Here is a 20,253-nt window from a genome sequence, read left to right as displayed (position 1 = left end):
TTCTTATTGATTTTTGCTTACAGCTTGAATAAAAATATCGTTTGCACTAGGTATTAACTCAACAAAATGTTGCACTTGACCTTTGCTTGTTAAAAATGATAATAAATCATTAGAAGTATCATTGGCTCCTAACTTCACATTCATTGTAAGTTCATTACCTAACAGTTTAAAATCTGCAGGAAATGCTGTAAAATTTTCTTTTAAACTTGCCTCTACCTCTTTTGGATTAGCAGTATGTAACCCCACTTGAAAGGTATTGGTTCTAAATTCACGTTTTATATCAGATAGTTTACCATCTAGTATTTTATTAGATCTATTAATAAGTGCAATTTCATCACACATCTCCTCTACAGATTCCATTCTATGCGTCGAAAAAATAATAGTGGCTCCTTCATCTCTTAATTGCAAAATTTCTTTGGCTATAATTTGTGCGTTGATTGGATCGAATCCAGAAAAAGGTTCATCAAAAATCAACAACTTAGGATTGTGCATTACAGTAACAATAAATTGCACTTTTTGAGCCATACCTTTAGAAAGTTCTTCAATTTTCTTGTTCCACCAAGCCATAATATCAAACTTCTCAAACCAATATTTTAAGCGTTTTTTGGCTTCAGTTTTACTCAAACCTTTTAATTGAGCCAAATACAAAGCTTGCTCACCTACTTTCATAGATTTGTACAAACCACGTTCTTCTGGCAAATAACCAATATCTGCTGTATGTTTTGGCGCCAATGGCTCACCATCTAAAAACACAGAACCAGAATCTGCCATAGTAATTTGGTTAATAATTCTAATTAAAGAGGTTTTACCAGCTCCATTAGGCCCTAATAAACCATAAACACTTCCTTTAGGTATGTGGAGAGACACATCATTTAATGCTCTAAAATCCCCATAGTTTTTTACAACATTATTAATTTCTAATAAATTACTCATTGGCTTTTTTATTAATTGTATTTCAAAATAAGAACGCTTCTTACAAACTTACATATTTTAATTAGTAAAGAAAACATAGATAATGTTACAAATAAATAAAATGTTAAATTTACTATGCGTGCATAACTTTTTTTAAATTTACTATGCATGCATAGTAAATTTTTATATCTTTGATGTCATGGATAAAAATAAATCTATAGATCATCAATTAAGAGCAACTTGGCAAGCCGTTGCAAAAATGTATAACGAACAAGCTACAAATTACAGTAGCACAATGTCTATGGCATTTGTTCTACTTACTATAGATAAAGAAAAAGGCACACCAAGTACTGCTTTAGGCCCTTTAATGGGGATGGAACCTACAAGCCTTTCTAGAATATTAAAATCTATGGAAGAAAAAGGGGCTATCTCTAGAGAAAAAAACCCTGAAGATGGTAGAAGTGTAATTATTAAACTTACAGATTATGGTTTAGAAATGCGTAAATTTTCTAAAAGCCATGTGTACCAATTTAATAATGTAGTAAGAGAATATGTTACAGAAGACGAATTAGAATCTTTCTTTAAAGTAATGGTTACTATCAACAAACTTATTGCTGAAAAGAAAATTTTTGAACCTATTAATCAAGATAAATAAAATCAAACTATAAACAAATGACAAGAAGAATTAAAAAAGTAGCCATTATTGGATCTGGAATTATGGGATCTGGTATTGCATGTCACTTTGCGAATATTGGTGTAGAAGTTCTTTTATTGGATATTGTTCCAAGAGAATTAACTGATAAAGAAAAAGCGAAGGGACTTACGTTAGAAGACAAAGTAGTTCGTAATCGTTTAGTAAATGATGCTTTAGCAGCTTCTTTAAAATCAAAACCATCACCTATTTATAGTCAGAAATTTGCAAGTAGAATCACTACTGGAAATATTGATGATGATTTACACTTAATTAAAGATGTAGATTGGGTAATGGAAGTTGTTGTAGAAAGATTAGATATTAAAAAATCTGTTTTCGAAAAAATTGAAGAGCACAGAACACCTGGTACTTTAATTACTTCAAATACTTCTGGTATTCCTATCAAATTCATGAATGAAGGCAGAAGTGAAGATTTTCAAAAACACTTTGCTGTAACTCACTTTTTTAATCCACCAAGATATTTAAAACTTTTCGAGGTTGTTCCTGGCCCTAATTGCAAACAAGAAGTTACAGACTTCTTAATGATGTATGGTGATAAGTTTTTAGGTAAAACATCTGTTTTAGCAAAAGATACTCCAGCATTTATTGGAAACAGAATTGGTATTTTCGGTATTATGAGTTTATTTCATGTAGTTAAAGAAATGGACTTAACTATAGAAGAAGTAGATAAATTAACAGGACCAGTAATTGGGCGTCCAAAATCTGCAACTTTTAGAACTATAGATGTTGTTGGTTTAGATACTTTAGTGCATACTGCAAACGGAGTGAAAGACAATTGTCCTGAGGATGAAATGAGAGACCAGTTTGTTATTCCTGATTTTGTTAATCATATGATGGAAAACAAAATGTTAGGTAGTAAAACCAAACAAGGTTTTTATAAAATGACAAAAGACGCTAATGGTAAAAAGAACATTTTATCATTAGACTTAAATACTTTAGAATACAGAGAAAAGAAACGTGCAAAATTTGCAACTCTTGAGTTAACTAAAACCATAGATAATGTTGCTGATCGTTTTAAAGTACTTGCAGCAGGTAAAGATAAAGCTGGTGAATTCTACAGAAAATCATTTGCAGCAATGTTTGCCTACGTACAAAACAGAATTCCTGAAATTTCTGACGAATTATATAGAATAGATGATGGTTTAAGAGCAGGTTTTGGTTGGGAGCATGGACCATTCCAAATTTGGGATGCTATTGGTGTAGCCAAAGGTGTAGAAATCATGAAAGCAGAAGGTTATGAAATTGCATCTTGGGTAGAAGAAATGTTATTAAACAATAACGATGCTTTCTATACAGTAAAAGATGGAGCAACATATTATTACGATGTTGTAACTAAAACGCAAACTAAAAAACCAGGTCAAGACTCATTCATCATTCTAGATAACATTAGAAAATCAAACGAAGTTTGGAAAAACTCAGGTGCTGTAATTGAAGATTTAGGAGATGGAATTTTAAATTTAGAATTCCAATCTAAAATGAATACAATTGGTGGTGATGTTTTAGCTGCAGTAAATAAAGCAATAGACTTAGCTGAAAAAAATTACCAAGGTTTAGTAGTTGGTAATCAAGCAGCAAACTTTTCTGTTGGTGCCAACATTGGTATGATTTTTATGATGGCTGCAGAGCAAGAATATGATGAGCTTAATATGGCTATCAAATATTTCCAAGACACAATGATGCGTATGCGTTATTCTGCAATTCCAACTATTTCTGCTCCTCATGGAATGGCTTTAGGTGGTGGTTGTGAAATTTCTTTACATGCAGATAAAGTTGTTGCAGCTGCAGAAACTTACATGGGTCTTGTAGAGTTTGGAGTTGGAGTAATTCCTGGTGGAGGTGGTTCTAAAGAAATGGCTTTAAGAGCTTCTGATAAGTTTGATAAAGGTGACGTACAATTAAACGTACTACAAGAACACTTTTTAACTATTGGTATGGCTAAAGTAGCAACCTCTGCTTATGAAGCTTTCGATTTAGGCTTATTACAAAAAGGAAAAGATGTAGTGGTTGTAAACAAAGACAGACAAATTGCACAAGCTAAAAAGCATGCAGTTTTAATGGCTGAAGCTGGTTATACACAACCTGTAAAACGTAAAGATGTTTTAGTGTTAGGTAAGCAAGCATTAGGAATGTTCTTAGTAGGTACAGATTCTATGGAAGCTAGTAACTACATTTCTGCTCACGATCAAAAAATAGCTAACAAATTAGCTTACGTAATGGCTGGTGGAGATTTATCTGAACCAACTAAAGTATCAGAGCAATATTTATTAGACATTGAACGTGAAGCATTCTTAAGTTTATGTACAGAGCGTAAAACTTTAGAAAGAATCCAACACATGTTAAAAACAGGTAAACCTTTAAGAAACTAAGAAAATGAAAACAGCATATATAGTAAAAGCATATAGAACAGCAGTTGGTAAAGCACCAAAAGGACTGTTTAGATTTAAAAGAGCAGATGAATTAGCTGCAGAAACCATTCAATATATGATGAATGAACTGCCTGATTTTGATAAAAAAAGAATTGATGATGTAATTGTAGGTAATGCAATGCCAGAAGGTTCTCAAGGTTTAAACATGGCACGTTTAATTTCTTTAATGGGGTTAGATATTGTTGATGTACCTGGAGTAACTGTAAACCGTTTTTGTTCTTCAGGATTAGAAACAATTGGTATGGCTGTTGCAAAAATTCAAGCAGGAATGGCTGACTGTATTATTGCAGGTGGTGCAGAAAGCATGAGTTCAGTTCCTATGACAGGTTTTAAACCAGAATTAAACTATGATACAGTTGCATCTGGTCATGAAGAATATTATTGGGGTATGGGTAATACTGCAGAAGCAGTTGCCAATGAATTTAATGTTTCTAGAAAAGATCAAGATGAATTTGCTTTAAACTCACATTTAAAAGCTTTAAGAGCCTTAGAGGAAAATAGATTCCAAGATCAAATTGTACCTATTGATGTAGAGCAAACTTATGTTGATGCTAATGGTAAAAAAGCAACTAAAAAGTATACAGTAAACAAAGACGAAGGTCCACGTAAAGGTTCAAACATTGAAGGTTTAGCTAGATTACGTCCTGTTTTTGCAGCAAATGGTAGTGTAACTGCAGGTAACTCATCTCAAATGAGTGATGGTGCTGCTTTTGCCATGATTATGAGCGAAGACATGGTTAAAGAACTAAATCTAGAACCAATTGCAAGAATGGTAAGTTATGCTGCTGCAGGTGTACCTCCAAGAATTATGGGTATTGGTCCTGTTGCTGCAATTCCGAAAGCATTAAAACAAGCAGGATTAGATCAAAATGATATAGGGCTTATTGAATTGAATGAAGCTTTTGCTTCTCAATCTTTAGCTGTAATTCGTGAATTAGGCTTAGATAAAGACATCATTAATGTAAATGGTGGTGCAATTGCTTTAGGACATCCTTTAGGTTGTACAGGTGCAAAATTATCTGTTCAATTATTTGATGAAATGCGTAAAAGAGAAATGAATAACAAATACGGAATGGTAACCATGTGTGTTGGAACAGGACAAGGTGCAGCAGGTATTTTTGAATTTTTAAATTAAACTTCCCAAAAAAACAAAATTATGGAAACAACAAATAAAGAAATTTTAAGAGGAGGTCAATTCCTTGTAAAAGAATCAAAGTGCGAAGACATATTTACTCCAGAAGATTTTTCTGAAGAGCAAATAATGATGAAAGAAGCTGTAAAAGAATTTACAGATAGAGAAATTGTAGCTCACAGAGATCGTTTTGAAGCTAAAGATTATGCTTTAACAGAAGAAGTGATGAAAAAAGCTGGAGAACTTGGCTTTTTAGGTGTAGCTGTTCCTGAGGAATATGGAGGAATGGGTATGGGCTTTGTATCTACCATGATTACTTGTGAATACATTTCTAGTGGAAATGGTTCTTTAAGTACTGCTTTTGGTGCGCATACAGGTATTGGTACTATGCCAATTACATTATATGGTACAGAAGAGCAAAAACAAAAATACGTGCCTAAATTAGCTTCTGGTGAGTGGATGGGTGCCTACTGTTTAACTGAACCAGGTGCTGGTTCTGATGCAAACTCTGGTAAAACTACTGCTGAGTTATCAGAAGATGGTAAATCGTACAAGATTAACGGACAAAAAATGTGGATCTCAAATGCAGGTTTCTGTAATTTGATGATTGTTTTTGCACGTATTGAAGATGATAAAAACATTACTGGTTTTATTGTGGAATATGATGCAGCAAATCCAAATGGAATTACCTTAGGTGAAGAAGAGCACAAATTAGGTATTAGAGCAAGTTCTACAAGACAAGTATTTTTTAACGATACTGTTGTACCAGCAGAAAATATGTTATCTGTTAGAGGTGGTGGATTCAAGATTGCTGTAAATGCATTAAACGTTGGTCGTATTAAATTGGCTGCAGCTTGTATTGATTCTCAAAGAAGAGTATTAACAACTGCCTTACAATATGCTAACGAAAGAAAACAATTTAAAACTCCTATTGCAGACTTTGGAGCTATAAAAGCAAAATTAGCAGAAATGGCTACTAACTGTTACGCAGGTGAATCTGCTAGTTATAGAGCTGCTAAAGATATTGAAGACAGAATTGAAATGAGAATGGCTGCAGGTAACTCTCATCAAGAAGCAGAATTAAAAGGTGTAGAAGAATATGCAATTGAATGTTCTATCTTAAAAGTTACTGTATCTGAAGATGTTCAAGCCTGTGCAGATGAAGGTATCCAAATTTTTGGAGGAATGGGATTCTCTGAAGAAACACCTATGGAAGCTGCTTGGAGAGATGCAAGAATTGCTCGTATTTACGAAGGTACAAACGAAATTAACAGAATGCTTTCAGTAGGAATGTTAATTAAAAAAGCAATGAAAGGTCATGTAGATTTATTAGGCCCTGCAACTGCAGTTGCTGATGAATTAATGGGAATACCATCCTTTGATACTCCAGATTATTCTGAATTATTTGCAGAAGAAAAAGAAATGATTGCTAAACTTAAGAAAGTATTTTTAATGGTTGCAGGTTCTGCAATTCAAAAATACGGACCAGATTTAGAAAAACATCAACAGTTATTATTAGCTGCTGCTGAAATTTTAAATGAAGTATATATGGCAGAATCAACTTTATTACGTGCAGAGAAAAATGCAAAACGTTTTGGAGAAGATGCTCAAGCAGGACAAATTGCAATGGCTAAATTATACTTATACAATGCAGTAGAAATTGTTGCTAAAAATGGTAGAGAAGGTATTGTTTCTTTTGCTGAAGGAGATGAACAACGTATGTTATTGATGGGATTAAAGCGTTTTACTAAATACGCAAACTACCCTAATGTAGTTGCTTTACGTAACCAAATAGCAGACATTATGAAAGCTGAAAACAAATATTCTTTTTAAATAAAATTCAAATTATTTACTTGCTAAAAAGGCCATTTTTATTAATGGTCTTTTTTATTATATTTGCAAGGATTTTCCCCGATTTTATTAGAGTCATGAAGCCAATGAAAACAAAACTATTTACTGTTTTTACTATTATTATTCTATTAATGGGTTGTAGCGAACCTAGAGTTATAGATATTGATAGTGATAAATTATTATCTGATTTAAAAATCTTAGCAGATGATTCTCTACAAGGAAGGGCATTTTCTAAGGAAGGGAATCTGAAAACTCAAAAAATCATTATAGACGAATTTAATAAAATTGGTTTACAACCAGTTATTGGTGGTAACTTATTACACAAATTCGATCATAATTTTACAGGTAAAGTTAGGCAAGAAGTTTTTCCTATAGAAAAACCATTAGAAGACTTATCTAACGTAAAAGACACTGTTGTATCTGGAGCAAACATTGTTGGTATGCTTAAAGGGCAAACCAATAAAACTTTTGTTATTACTGCTCACTATGATCATTTAGGTGTTAGGAAAGGCAGAATTTACAATGGCGCAGATGATAATGCATCTGGTACTGCTGCTCTTTTTACAATTGCCAAATATTTTAAAGACAAACCAACAAAGCATAATTTAATTTTTGCTGCTGTAGATGGTGAAGAAATTGGCTCTATTGGAGCAGAATACTTTTTAAAAGATTATCTTAATAAAGATAAAATTAGCTTAAACATCAATATGGATATGATTGCACATAGCGATTACGATCCTGAGTTATTTGCAAGTGGCTTGCACCATTATCCAGATTTAAGAGATCCTTTAGAGGAAATTGAATCTGAAAAAATTATGTTATTATTTGGGCATGATGATCCAGACAATAAAGAACAGTCAGATTGGACCTTTTCTTCTGATCATAGGGTTTTTCATAGAGAAAAAATTCCTTTTATATACTTTGGTGTTCCAGATCATAGAGACTATCACAGACACACAGACACCTATGGTACTATAAACCAAGAATTTTATATAGAAGCTGTTAAGATAGTGATACAAGCTATTGAAAACTTTGATGAAGAATTAGCCGAAGACTAAAATTTAAAAAAGATTACAATTTGTAATCTTTTTTTTTGCTTTATAAATCACCTTTCGTAAAAATAAAGATTCGAAAACAAATCTCTTTAATTCATTTATTATGAATACTTTTGCGCCAAATTTGAAACAATAAATGAAACGAATTAAAGAATATAAAAAACTTTTTAATGTAGAAGGTAAGATAGACCTTAAAGAATTAAAAAGTACCTATAGAGGATTAGTCAAAGAATGGCATCCTGATAAATTTACAGATCCTGAAAAAAAAGCTGAAGCAGAAATTGTAAGTACCAGAATTATTGATGGTTATCATTTCTTAGTTAGTATAGCTCCAGAAACAAAAGAAGCGAACTTAGAAGCTTATAAAACTACCATTACTGAATACCAAGTTGCAGACTGGCACCATAAAAGTATGTTGTTAGAAGTTACTTTTACAGATGGCAATACTTATGAATATTTTGGAGTTAGTAAAATTTTGTTTGGCAAGTTTATCAATGCCAAATCTATCAACAACTTTGGTAAAAGAAACATTTTTAACAAGTTCTTATACAGAAAGTCTAAAAAGGCTGCTGCTATGGCCTAAAAAATATATCTATATTATAATTAGAGAGATTACTATTCCTAGTAATCTCTTTTTTTTATGTCAAGAAATTCACTTTAAAAAGTTGTAAATTAGTGCTTATTAAATTGATTTAAATGAAGAAATTTATGAACTTTTACACTCCAATTATCCTTAGTTTATTTTTTGTGTTTTGCTCTGAACCTAAGAGTTCAAAAAAAGAAGAAGTTAATACTACTATAAAAGTTGTTCAGAAGAACAAAAACTTTAATAACTATTGGTATCAAGGAAAAGCAGAAATCACTTCTTATAAACTTTTGCAAGCAAGATATGGTGAATTACATGAAGGCACTGCTGTACTAATTTTTGTAACGGAAGATTTTCTACCTGAAAAACAAGTAAAAGCAGACTATAAAAATGATAAAAATGTACCTGTATTAAAACTAAATAGTACCAAGAAATTTACAACAGGTATTTATCCTTATTCATTAATGACAAGTACTTTTACACCTATTGATTTAGAGAAAGAAACTATCAAAATCTCTTTTTCAGCCCAAGAATGGTGTGGAAATACATTTGTACAACTAAATAATAGATCGAGCTACGAAATTAAATTTTTCTCATATTTTGAAAGCGATGCTGATAAAGAAATAACCTTAGATAAAAACAAGTTGGAAAATGAAATTTGGAATACCCTAAGAATAAATCCTAATGCTATTAAAACAGGAAATTACAAAATGATACCTTCTTTTGATTATTTAGCTTTAAAACATAAAAAGATTAAAGCTTATGATGCTATTGTAAACCTAAATTCGTCTGATGGTTTTATCTTTTGTACCATAAATTACCCTTCTTTAAATAGAAAATTATCTATACAACTTACCAAAGATTTCCCATATACTATTGAAGGTTGGGAAGAAACCATTTTAGAAAGAGGAAAAAAACTCACTACCACTGCTCAAAAAATAAAAACAATACAATCTGCTTATTGGAGTAAAAATGGCAAAGAAGACACACAGGAGCGTAGAGCACTAGGATTAGATTAATAAAAAAAGGAGATTTCTACATAGAAATCTCCTTTTTTAATATTTTGAATTAATGTTATTCTAATGCACCTAAATAACGTTCTGCATCTAAAGCAGCCATACATCCAGTACCTGCAGCTGTTACAGCCTGTCTGTATTCTTTATCCTGTATGTCTCCAGCAGCAAAAACACCTGGCATATTTGTTTTAGTGGTTTTACCTTGAGTAATTAAATACCCTGTTTCATCCATATCTAAAACACCTTTAAATAAATCTGAGTTTGGTGTATGCCCAATAGCTATAAAAACTCCTGTAACCGCAATTTCTTTAGTCTCTTTAGTTTGATTATTAATAGCCTTTACTCCTGTTACTACATTTGTACCTAAAACCTCTTCTACTTCTGTATTATACAAAACTTCAATATTCTCAGTTTTATCTACTCTATGTTGCATTGCTTTAGAAGCTTTCATGTAGTCTTTACGAACTAAAAGATACACTTTAGAACAAATATTAGCCAAATATGTAGCCTCTTCAGCAGCAGTATCTCCACCACCTACTACAACAACTTCTTGACCTTTATAGAAAAAACCATCGCATGTTGCACAAGCAGAAACACCTCCACCAATTAATCTCATTTCGCTCTCTAAGCCTAAATATTTAGCAGTTGCTCCTGTAGAAATGATAATGGTATTTGCTTCAATCTCTTTGTCCTCGTCAATAGTAACTTTATGTATACCACCAACTTCGTTACTTAAATTAACTGCAGTTACCATACCAAATCGTACATCTGTTCCAAATCTTTCAGATTGCTTTTTAAGATCTTCCATCATTGCAGTACCATCTGTTCCTTCTGGATATCCAGGAAAATTATCAACCTCTGTAGTTGTTGTAAGCTGACCTCCCATTTGCATTCCAGTATACATTACTGGTTTCATATCTGCTCTTGCTGCATATATAGCTGCAGTATAACCTGCAGGACCAGATCCTATAATTAAACATTTTATTCTCTCAGTAGTTTCTGACATAATTAAATTCTCTTTTTTGAACAGTAAAAATATAGATTTTTATCACCTTATATAATGATTGTTTATAAGTTTTAATAATGAAAAAATAGAGGTTTAAAATAGCTATTCGTTAACCAAATCTATTGTGGTAAAAGTTTAATAATTCCTAAATTTTCTACGCCCAGATAAATAAAACCATCTAAGCCTTGTTCTATAGATCGAACTCTACCTATGCCTTCTAAAAGCTTAACTTCTTTAAAAACTATATCTTTCTTTACTATACATCTACTTAAATATTGAAATTTTAAAGAACCAACCAATAAATTACCCTTCCAATTACCATAAACATCACTATTAATAAAGGCCATACCACTTGGTGCGATTGAAGGAGTCCAATAATGAATAGGGCTTTCCATACCTTTCATATAAGTTTTATCTGTAAATTTTGTACCACTATAATTTACACCATAACTTACTTTTGGCCAGCCGTAATTTTTAGCTTTCTTAATTATGTTTATTTCATCTCCACCTTTTGGTCCATGCTCATGAGACCATATTTCATTGGTAAAAGGATTCATTACTAAGCCTTGAGGATTTCTGTGTCCATAACTATAAATTGCTTTTTTAGCATTTTTTACTGAAACAAATGGGTTGTCTGAAGGAATACTTCCATCATCATTTAAACGATAAATCTTTCCACAATCTCTGGTCAAGTCTTGAGGATTTACATCTCTATTTCCTCTGTCTCCAATACTAAAATAAACGTGATTATCTGAATCAAAAACAATTCTTGACCCAAAATGCTGACCTCTGTTTGAGTTAGGAGAAGCTTTGTAAAGCACTTCTTGGTTGATTAAAGCAAAATCTTTAAGTTGAGCTCTCATTAAAGTTGTATTACCTCCTCTACCTCCACCAATACTTGAAGCGTATGTAAAATAGATCCATCCGTTTTCTGTAAAATTTGGATGTAATTCAATATCTAATAAACCTCCTTGCCCTCTTAAGTAAATTTCTGGTCCATTTTTAATTGTAGTTTTTACGCCATTTTTAAAATGAATAATTTTTCCAGATTTTTCATTGATAAGCATTGAATTATCTGGTAAGAATACAAAACCCCAAGGATTTTTTAATTCGGGCACAATTACCTCATATTCCTTACTCTGAGCACTTAAAGCAATTGAAATAATACAAGAAAAAATTACAAGTGATTTTTTTAAAAACATATCTAGAAATTTCAAGAATTTTAAATACAATATATAAATATTATTCTATATTTGCAGTCCTAAATTGTTGACTAAATTTCGGGGTGTAGCGTAGCCCGGTCATCGCGCCTCGTTTGGGACGAGGAGGTCGCAGGTTCGAATCCTGCCACCCCGACTTTTAAGCCTTTAGATATATTCTAGAGGCTTTTTTTTGTGCCTGAAACAAACTTTAACGTAAGTTTTTGTTTAACTTAAATTATAATCCTTTAAACAATTTGTATCTTTGTTTATATCAACTAAAACAAAGTAATGCAAGTATTTAATCAAGAAGATATATTTAAACTGAATAAAATCTACAGAATCAATTTAATTAACAGTTGTTCTGGTTTTAAATCAGCTAATTTATTAGGAACAATTTCTGAAGAAGGCATCACTAATGTGGCTGTATTTAGTTCAGTTACTCACCTAGGTTCTAGCCCTCCAACCTTAGGTTTTATTTTAAGACCAACAACGGTTCCAAGAAATACACACAAAAATTTAAAAGATTTAGGGTATTTCACCATAAACCATATCTGGGAAGATGTTATTGAAGACGCACACCATACGTCTGCTAAATATCCTGATGAAGTTTCAGAATTTGACATGACTAATTTAGAACCCGAATTTAAAGGAGACTTTAAAGCTCCGTTTGTTAAAGGAGCTCCTGTACAAATGAGTATGAAATTCATAGAGGAAATCTATGTACCCTCTAATGATGTTATGTTAATCGTAGCACAAATTCAAGAATTATATGTACAAGATGAATTATTAGAAAGTGATGGTTTAATAAATTTATCTAAAGGAAATGTTGCCACAATTAATGGGTTAGACACGTATGCTATTCCTAAATTTAAGAAGCAACTTAGCTACCAAAGACCAAAAGAAACAAAACTATAAAAATGAAAATATTAGTAACAGGCGCAACTGGTTATATTGGCAAACGTTTAATTCCGTTATTATTAAACGATGGCCATAAAATCGTGTGTCCTGTTCGTGATAAAATTAGAGCAGAAAACTACTATAAAGATCAAACTAATGTTGAATTAATTGAGGCCGATTTTCTAAACAGACATACACTAGAAGCAATACCTAAAGATATTGATGCTGCCTACTATTTAATTCATTCTATGTCTAATTCTGCAAGAGAGTTTCACATATTAGAAGAGAAGTGTGCAACCAATTTTAAAACTTTTGCAGAAACAACTTCTATTAAACAAGTTATTTATTTAAGTGGAATTACCAACGACACTAAACTATCTAAACATTTATTATCTAGAAAAAATGTTGAAAAAACTTTAGCTTCTGGAAATTACGCATTAACCACATTTAAAGCAGGAATTATAGTTGGTTCTGGAAGCTCATCTTTCGAAATTATAAGAGACTTGGTAGAAAAACTGCCTGTAATGGTTGCTCCTAAATGGTTAAATACAAAAACACAACCTTTATCAATAAGAGATGTGCTTTCATTTTTATACAAGGCACTAGGTAAAAAAGAATTATTTAATACTTCTTATGACATTTTTGGACCTGAAGTTTTAACCTATAAAACAATGCTTTTGCAATTTGCAGAAGTTAGAAAACTTAAAAGAAGTATTCTTACGGTTCCAGTAATGACTCCAAAACTATCATCTTATTGGCTTTATTTTGTAACCTCTACTTCTTACAAACTTGCAAGTTCATTGGTAAATTCTATGGGCGTTGAAGTTATTGGAGAAAAAAGTGACATCAACAAAATACTTGATGTAAACCCAATGTCTTATAAAGATGCTGTAAAACTAGCTTTTAAAAAGATAGAGCAAAACAGTATTATTTCTAGTTGGAAAGACTCGTACATAAGTAGTGGTAAGTTAAAAAACTATGTGCACGAATTTATAAATGTACCTGAGTATGGTTGCTTTAAAGATTATAAAAAAAGAAAAATTACCAATCGTGAAAAAGCCTTAAATAAAATTTGGGCAATAGGTGGCGAAACAGGTTGGTATTATGGAACTGTTTTATGGAAAATAAGAGGGTTTATAGATCAGTTTTTTGGTGGAGCAGGTTTACGCAGAGGAAGAAGACACCCAACTGAATTAAATGCTGGGGATGCCCTTGACTTTTGGAGAGTTATTTATGCTGATAAAGAAAAAGGTAAACTTTTACTCTATGCTGAAATGATTTTACCTGGAGAAGCTTGGCTAGAATTTAAAATTAAAGACGGTACATTATACCAAACAGCAACCTTTAGACCTCATGGAATTGCAGGTAGGTTATATTGGTACTCAGTAGTACCTTTTCATTGGTTTATTTTTAATGGAATGATAAATAAAATTGCTAAAGCTTAACTTTATGAAAAAACAACACTTACCCACAAAAGATTGCCCTGTTTGTAATAGGCCATTTACTTGGCGCAAAAAATGGGAGAAAAACTGGGAAAACGTAAAATATTGTAGCGAAAAATGCAGAAGAAACAAAACACAACAGGCTTAATATGGTTTCGTAATAATTTACGAACTCAAGATAATACATCAATTCAAAAAGCAATACAGAATCACGATAAGATAATTGCAATCTATTTTTTTGACCCAAAATATTTCAAAGAAGATGAATTTGGGTTTCAAAAAACCGCAAAATTCAGAGCACAGTTTTTATTAGAAACTATAACTGATTTAAAACAGCAACTAGAAGAATTAAACATAACACTTCTTACTTTTTTTGATGCTCCTGAAAATCAGTTGTTAAATATTACAGAAACTTATAAAGTCGATACAATTTACACCCAAAAAGAATGGACCAAAGAAGAATTAGATACCAATCATCTAGTTTTAAAAACAATGTCTGATACTGTAAATTTTGTTGAAGACTATGATCAATTTTTATACCATCCAGAAACTGTTTCAAATAACTTTAGTAACATTCCAAATGTATTTACTCAGTTTAGAAAAAAGCTAGAGAAATACGTAAAAATTCAAGAAGAAGTTTCAATAGATAAGCTAGAAGATTCTAACTTAATACCAAATCCTACAGAAATACCTTCGCTTATAGAGTTAGGTTTTAATGATTTTGTTATGCCTAAGAAATCAGCTTTTCCTTTTAAAGGAGGAGAAACTGCTGCTTTACAACGATTAAATTATTACCTTTTTGAAAGTAATAAAGTAGGCTTCTACAAGAAAACAAGAAATGGTTTGGTAGGCATAGATTACTCCACAAAATTCTCTCCTTGGTTAGCAAATGGTAGTTTATCTGCTAGAACTATATATTATCAAATTAAAAAGTACGAAGCTGAATTTGGATCAAATCAATCTACGTATTGGGTAATTTTTGAATTAATCTGGAGAGATTATTTCAAGTACATTTCTTTAAAATATGGTGATGAAATATTTAAAATAGGTGGAATTTTAGAAAGAAATTATCAATGGAATGTAGATAAGAATTGCATACAAGATTGGATCAATGGAAACACAAAAGATGATTTTGTGAATGCTAACATGATTGAATTAAAAGAAACTGGATGGATGAGTAATAGAGGTAGGCAAAATGTTGCTTCTTATTTTGCTAAAGAATTATTACAAGATTGGAGAATTGGAGCCGCCTATTTCGAATCACTTTTACTAGATTATGACGTGCATAGTAACTATGGCAATTGGATGTATGTTGCTGGTGTTGGAAACGATCCTAGGGATAGAAAATTCAACACTCAATTACAAGCAGAAAGATATGATGCAAACCATAAATTCAGAAAATTGTGGTTAGTAAAAACCTTATTTTAAGATGAAGACCTTACGTTTAATTTTAGGAGATCAACTAAACAGCAAGCATTCTTGGTTTACAAACGATGATGACAATAGTACTTATTGTTTATTTGAAATGCGTCAAGAAACCGATTATGTAAAACATCATATTCAAAAGGTAGCAGGTTTTTTTGCTGCCATGAGAAAGTTTGCAGAAGAGCTTAATACTCAAAACAAAAAGGTTATCTATTTTAAATTAAATGATGAATTAAATACTCAAAGTTTAACTGAAAATATTAATTACTTACTTGAGCAACATCACTTCGAAAAATTTGAATATTTAACCCCAGATGAATACAGATTAGATCATCAACTTAAAGAATTCTGTGATTTATTAACCATAGAAAGCAAAGTATATACTACTGAACATTTTTACACTGACAGGAATGATTTAGCCTCTTTTTTCAAAGGCAAAAAACAATTTTTGATGGAAAGTTTTTACAGAAACATGCGTAAAAAACATCAAATATTAATGGTTAATGAGCAACCTGAAGGAGGAAAGTGGAACTATGATGCTAGCAATAGAAAAAAGTGGAAAGGAGAAACTTTAATTCCGTCTGCTAAAAACTTTGATAATGATGTTTCTGAAATTGTAACTGAAATTGAAAAAGCTGGAGTTGAAACCATAGGTAAAATCAATGCTAAATATTTTGAATATCCTATTTCTAGAAAGCAAGCGCGAACTCAACTTTCTTATTTCTGCGAACATTTGTTAGTTCATTTTGGCGATTACCAAGATGCCATGCATACAGACCAAGTTTTTCTTTTTCATTCAAAAATATCATTTGCAATGAACACGAAAATGATATCTCCTAAAGAAATTGTAGAAGCAACATTAGCTACTTACAGAAAAAGAAAAGATGAAATAGATATTTCTCAAGTAGAAGGTTTTATAAGACAAATAATTGGTTGGCGAGAATACATGAGAGGCATGTATTGGATGTTAATGCCAGACTACAAAAAAGAGAATTTTCTAAATAATAAAAACAAATTACCAGATTTCTTTTGGACAGGAAAAACAAAAATGAATTGTCTAAAAAATGCCATTCACAATTCATTAGATAATGGGTATGCCCATCACATTCAAAGACTAATGATTACTGGTAATTTTGCACTATTAACCCAAATAGATCCTGATGAAATTGATGCATGGTATTTAGGAATTTATGTAGATGCTATAGAATGGGTTCAACTGCCAAACACAAGAGGTATGAGCCAATTTGCAGATGGTGGAAAAATAGCAACAAAACCTTATGTTTCTAGTGGTAGTTATATAAGTAAAATGAGCAATTATTGTGATTCTTGTAGTTATAAAAAAACAAAGAAATTTGGTGATGATGCATGCCCATTCAACAGTTTATACTGGAATTTTCTTGACGAAAAACAAGATAAGCTTAGCACCAACTTTAGAATGAAAATGATGTATAGCTTATTGAATAAAATGTCTGCAGAAGACAGAACCAAAATAAAAGAGAAAGCAAATCATATTATCGAAAATTTAGATGAATATTAAGAGAGAAGAAATTAATGTAGTTTGGTTTAAACGTGATTTACGTTTGCAGGATAATGAGGCTATTCAAAATGCCTTGTTAGCTAAAAAACCTGTGCTATTTCTTTATGTTTTCGAAAATTCACTTTTAGAAGACCCTCATTATAATATTCGTCATTGGAATTTTATTAAAGAATCCATACAAGAGCTAAATGATGATTTAACCGCATTTAATACTAAAATTTTAACAGTAACATCAGAAGTAATTACAGTTTTTAATCAGCTACAAAATTTCTATAAAATTGATACTGTATTTTCTCATCAAGAAACTGGATTACTTAAAACATACAATAGAGATAAAGACTTTGCAAGATACTGCAGAAACAATTCAATAAATTGGATAGAAAACAACAACAATGGTGTTTTAAGAGGACTTTTAAACAGACATGATTGGTTAGAAAAGTGGGAAAATTTTATGTATGAACCACAAATTAAAAATGATCTTAAAAACAGAAATCTAATTTCGGTAGATGAAATAACAGCCATAGAAAACCATTTTATTGTTACAGATTTAGAAACGCCTAAAGAATCCAAATTTCAAAAAGGAGGATCAAAAATGGGCTGGAGATATGCTAATAGTTTTTTTGAAGAACGTTACAAAAACTATATGAACCATATTTCTAAACCAGCTTTATCTAGAAAAAGTTGCAGTAGACTATCACCTTACATAGCTTGGGGGAATTTGTCTATTAGACAGGTTTATCAAAAAGCTATTATGCTCAAAAACGATGAAAACAAAAGACAACTAGGTGCTTTTGTTAGTAGGTTAAGATGGCAAGCGCACTTCATTCAAAAATTTGAAATGGAGCATACTATGGAAGAAGCTAGTATCAATAAAGGATATCATAAATTAAAAAAGAACATTTCTACTAAATATCAAAAAGCATGGAGAGAGGGTAAAACTGGTTTCCCAATTGTTGATGCTTCTATGCGTTGTTTATCAGAAACTGGGTATTTAAATTTTAGAATGCGTTCTATGCTAGCCTCTTTTTTTACACATATTTTATGGCAGCCTTGGCAAGACTCTTCTCATCACTTATCGCAGTTATTTCTAGATTTCGAACCTGGAATTCATTTTCCTCAACTAAACATGCAATCAGGAGAGACTGGCATTAACGAAATAAGAGTTTACAACCCAATTAAAAATAGCTTAGAACATGATGAAGATGCGAATTTTATAAAAGAATGGGTGCCTGAATTGGCAAACTTACCTACAGCATTTATTCATCAACCTTTTTTAATGACACCACTAGATGAGCAATTTAACAACTTTAAATTAGGTGTAGATTACCCTAAACCTATTGTAGATTTTAAATCTGCTAGAAAAAGAGCAACACAAACTCTTTGGGACATGAAAAAAGATCCTGATGTACTTAAAGAGAATTATAGAATTCTAAAAACACACACGCTTTTAGACAGAAAGAAATTACTTCAAAATCAATAAATTATAAAAATATACAAATCAAAATATTTTGTTAATTTTTGTTTAACTAATTAAATAATTCATTAAACAAAACATTTTTTTGCGTATCTTTGGTATGTGATATACAATACAACACATAATAATAAGGATACTGAGAAAGCAATTAATAATTTGTTAGGTGCACCTTATTCTTTTTTTCAATCTATAAAATTAAAAGGCACAGGCTCTAAAAGAATGATTATTGATGAAGTAAGTATTGGCTTCAAAAATATAATGAATACTGTTGCTGATATTAATTACGGTAATATAGAATTACGAGAAAAAGGTTTGTTGGTTCACATTAACAAAGGATTAAAGAATTTTAGCTGGGCCATACCTTTTTATCAATTACATATTTACAAAACTAGCGGATTTAGCATTCATGCTCAAGGTAATTTTGTTCGATTTAAAAACAACAAATTGTTGAAAGAAAACAAGAAGTTTATCGACAAATTAATTGATTTAAAAATTAAAAATGACGAACAGTTTGATTTTCAAAATGTTCAATAATAATAACATGACAACTTTAAACAACATACAAATTGACAGAATTATTGAAATGGCTTGGGAAGACAGAACCACCTTTGAAGCTATTCAATTTCAATTTGGATTAAAAGAACAAGAGGTTATTAATTTAATGAGAAAAGAAATGAAGCCTAGCAGCTTTAGAATGTGGAGAAAAAGGGTTCAAGGAAGAAAAACAAAACACGAAAAGCTAAGAACATTTGAAAAAGGCAGGTTTAAATGTTCTAGACAGAAATCAATATCTAATAACTCTATTGCCAAAAGATAACTAACAGTGCTTTGCTTTTAAGTTTAGGGTACTTAAAGACAGCACATTAAAAAGATACTATTATGATTACAGATGTAATACTAAAAGAAAAGCAAACAGACCAAAAATTAAATGGTTTTTCATTCGAAGAAGTAGGTGATGATCATCTATTTACAGGTTTAGAAACCCCAATGAAAAAAGATGCTTTTAAACTTTCTGATCAAGAAAAGAAAGAAAAAATTGCCATCCTTTTTGAAGAAATTATGGATGTAATGGGCCTAGACCTTACAGATGATTCTTTACAAGGCACTCCAAAAAGAGTTGCAAAAATGTATATTGATGAAATTTTTTCTGGCTTAAACCCTGCAAACAAGCCAAAAGTTGCCTTATTTGATAATAAATACCAATACAACCAAATGTTGGTTGAAAAGAATATAACTTTTTACTCTAACTGTGAGCATCACTTTGTACCAATTATTGGTAAAGCACATGTAGCTTACATTTCTTCTGGTAAAGTTATTGGTTTATCTAAATTAAACAGAATTGTACAGTATTATGCAAAAAGACCTCAAGTGCAAGAAAGGTTAACAAACCAAATTGCAGAAGAGCTAAAAGGCGTTTTAGGTACAGAAGATGTTGCTGTTATTATAGATGCTAAGCATTTATGTGTATCTTCTAGAGGAATTAAAGACGATACATCAGCTACAGTTACCTCATACTTTGGAGGTAAATTCAATAATCAAGAAAAAATAGCAGAATTACAAAACACTTTAAATTATTAGTT

19 protein-coding genes and 1 tRNA gene are annotated in these 20,253 nt (G+C 31.3%); 17 read left to right on the top strand and 3 right to left on the bottom strand.

The genetic code is table 11. The annotated features are described in order from the left end of the window. Positions 1–3 precede the first annotated feature (3 nt). The gene (locus tag V7R38_RS12275) at positions 4–933 is read right to left on the bottom strand and encodes an ABC transporter ATP-binding protein (protein ID WP_334058851.1); all 930 of its coding nucleotides are present in this window, start codon (positions 931–933) and stop codon (positions 4–6) included. A 178-nt stretch (positions 934–1,111) separates the two neighbouring features. Here V7R38_RS12275 and V7R38_RS12270 point away from each other — a divergent pair, with 178 nt between their 5' ends. From V7R38_RS12270 to V7R38_RS12240, 7 genes are all read left to right on the top strand, one after another. Further along, positions 1,112–1,567 carry a MarR family winged helix-turn-helix transcriptional regulator gene (locus V7R38_RS12270; protein WP_015480822.1) on the top strand — a complete coding sequence of 152 codons (456 nt, stop codon included), beginning with the start codon at positions 1,112–1,114 and terminating at the stop codon, positions 1,565–1,567. 17 nt (positions 1,568–1,584) lie between these two features. After that, entirely contained in the window at positions 1,585–3,990 is a 2,406-nt protein-coding gene (locus tag V7R38_RS12265; RefSeq protein ID WP_334058848.1) for a 3-hydroxyacyl-CoA dehydrogenase/enoyl-CoA hydratase family protein, read from the top strand. A 4-nt stretch (positions 3,991–3,994) separates the two neighbouring features. Further along, a complete protein-coding gene (locus V7R38_RS12260; protein WP_334058847.1) occupies positions 3,995–5,185 on the top strand; it encodes an acetyl-CoA C-acyltransferase in 1,191 nt (396 codons plus the stop codon). A gap of 21 nt (positions 5,186–5,206) precedes the next feature. Continuing rightward, positions 5,207–7,015: an acyl-CoA dehydrogenase family protein gene (locus V7R38_RS12255; RefSeq protein ID WP_334058845.1), complete on the top strand. Its 1,809-nt coding sequence runs from the start codon at positions 5,207–5,209 to the stop codon at positions 7,013–7,015. A gap of 104 nt (positions 7,016–7,119) precedes the next feature. After that, a complete protein-coding gene (locus V7R38_RS12250) occupies positions 7,120–8,091 on the top strand; it encodes a M20/M25/M40 family metallo-hydrolase (RefSeq protein WP_334058843.1) in 972 nt (323 codons plus the stop codon). Positions 8,092–8,224: 133 nt separating this feature from the next. After that, positions 8,225–8,671 (top strand): KTSC domain-containing protein, encoded by a 447-nt coding sequence (locus V7R38_RS12245; RefSeq protein WP_334058841.1) that lies wholly within the window; start codon positions 8,225–8,227, stop codon positions 8,669–8,671. Between the two features lie 113 nt (positions 8,672–8,784). Then, positions 8,785–9,693, top strand: a complete 909-nt coding sequence (locus V7R38_RS12240) for a septum formation inhibitor Maf (protein WP_334058839.1) — start codon at positions 8,785–8,787, stop codon at positions 9,691–9,693. Between the two features lie 55 nt (positions 9,694–9,748). Here the strand turns inward: V7R38_RS12240 and trxB are convergent, their stop codons facing one another. Both trxB and V7R38_RS12230 read right to left on the bottom strand, forming a co-directional pair. After that, positions 9,749–10,696 (bottom strand): thioredoxin-disulfide reductase, encoded by a 948-nt coding sequence (gene trxB, locus V7R38_RS12235; RefSeq protein WP_334058837.1) that lies wholly within the window; start codon positions 10,694–10,696, stop codon positions 9,749–9,751. A gap of 119 nt (positions 10,697–10,815) precedes the next feature. Then, positions 10,816–11,898, bottom strand: coding sequence for a PQQ-dependent sugar dehydrogenase (locus V7R38_RS12230; protein ID WP_334058836.1), 1,083 nt, complete (start codon positions 11,896–11,898; stop codon positions 10,816–10,818). Positions 11,899–11,977: 79 nt separating this feature from the next. On the opposite strand from V7R38_RS12230, the gene V7R38_RS12225 reads away from it, so the two are divergent. The 10 genes from V7R38_RS12225 to folE all read left to right on the top strand — a co-directional run bounded on the left by V7R38_RS12225 (position 11,978) and on the right by folE (position 20,251). After that, positions 11,978–12,052 (top strand) — tRNA-Pro (locus V7R38_RS12225). Between the two features lie 134 nt (positions 12,053–12,186). Beyond that, a complete protein-coding gene (locus tag V7R38_RS12220) occupies positions 12,187–12,813 on the top strand; it encodes a flavin reductase family protein (RefSeq protein ID WP_334058835.1) in 627 nt (208 codons plus the stop codon). A gap of 2 nt (positions 12,814–12,815) precedes the next feature. Next, the gene (locus V7R38_RS12215) at positions 12,816–14,240 is read left to right on the top strand and encodes an SDR family oxidoreductase (protein ID WP_334058833.1); all 1,425 of its coding nucleotides are present in this window, start codon (positions 12,816–12,818) and stop codon (positions 14,238–14,240) included. Positions 14,241–14,244: 4 nt separating this feature from the next. After that, positions 14,245–14,385, top strand: a complete 141-nt coding sequence (locus tag V7R38_RS12210; protein WP_074613580.1) for a DUF2256 domain-containing protein — start codon at positions 14,245–14,247, stop codon at positions 14,383–14,385. Continuing rightward, positions 14,355–15,665 (top strand): DASH family cryptochrome, encoded by a 1,311-nt coding sequence (locus tag V7R38_RS12205; RefSeq protein WP_334058830.1) that lies wholly within the window; start codon positions 14,355–14,357, stop codon positions 15,663–15,665. The genes V7R38_RS12210 and V7R38_RS12205 overlap by 31 nt, the downstream gene beginning before the upstream one ends. A gap of 1 nt (position 15,666) precedes the next feature. Continuing rightward, positions 15,667–17,199 (top strand): cryptochrome/photolyase family protein, encoded by a 1,533-nt coding sequence (locus tag V7R38_RS12200; protein WP_334058828.1) that lies wholly within the window; start codon positions 15,667–15,669, stop codon positions 17,197–17,199. Beyond that, positions 17,189–18,679 (top strand): cryptochrome/deoxyribodipyrimidine photo-lyase family protein, encoded by a 1,491-nt coding sequence (locus V7R38_RS12195; RefSeq protein ID WP_334058826.1) that lies wholly within the window; start codon positions 17,189–17,191, stop codon positions 18,677–18,679. The genes V7R38_RS12200 and V7R38_RS12195 overlap by 11 nt, the downstream gene beginning before the upstream one ends. A gap of 96 nt (positions 18,680–18,775) precedes the next feature. Beyond that, the gene (locus V7R38_RS12190; RefSeq protein ID WP_334058824.1) at positions 18,776–19,207 is read left to right on the top strand and encodes a hypothetical protein; all 432 of its coding nucleotides are present in this window, start codon (positions 18,776–18,778) and stop codon (positions 19,205–19,207) included. 7 nt (positions 19,208–19,214) lie between these two features. After that, a complete protein-coding gene (locus V7R38_RS12185) occupies positions 19,215–19,490 on the top strand; it encodes a TIGR03643 family protein (protein WP_015480837.1) in 276 nt (91 codons plus the stop codon). Positions 19,491–19,552: 62 nt separating this feature from the next. Further along, positions 19,553–20,251, top strand: coding sequence for a GTP cyclohydrolase I FolE (gene folE / locus V7R38_RS12180; protein ID WP_334058821.1), 699 nt, complete (start codon positions 19,553–19,555; stop codon positions 20,249–20,251). Positions 20,252–20,253: the final 2 nt, after the last annotated feature.

This window comes from Polaribacter sp. P097, from assembly GCF_036864555.1.
In the GTDB taxonomy this organism is placed as follows: Bacteria; Bacteroidota; Bacteroidia; order Flavobacteriales; family Flavobacteriaceae; genus Polaribacter.
Note: the sequence above shows the minus strand (reverse complement) of the source record. Positions and strands in the feature narration are given on the sequence as shown.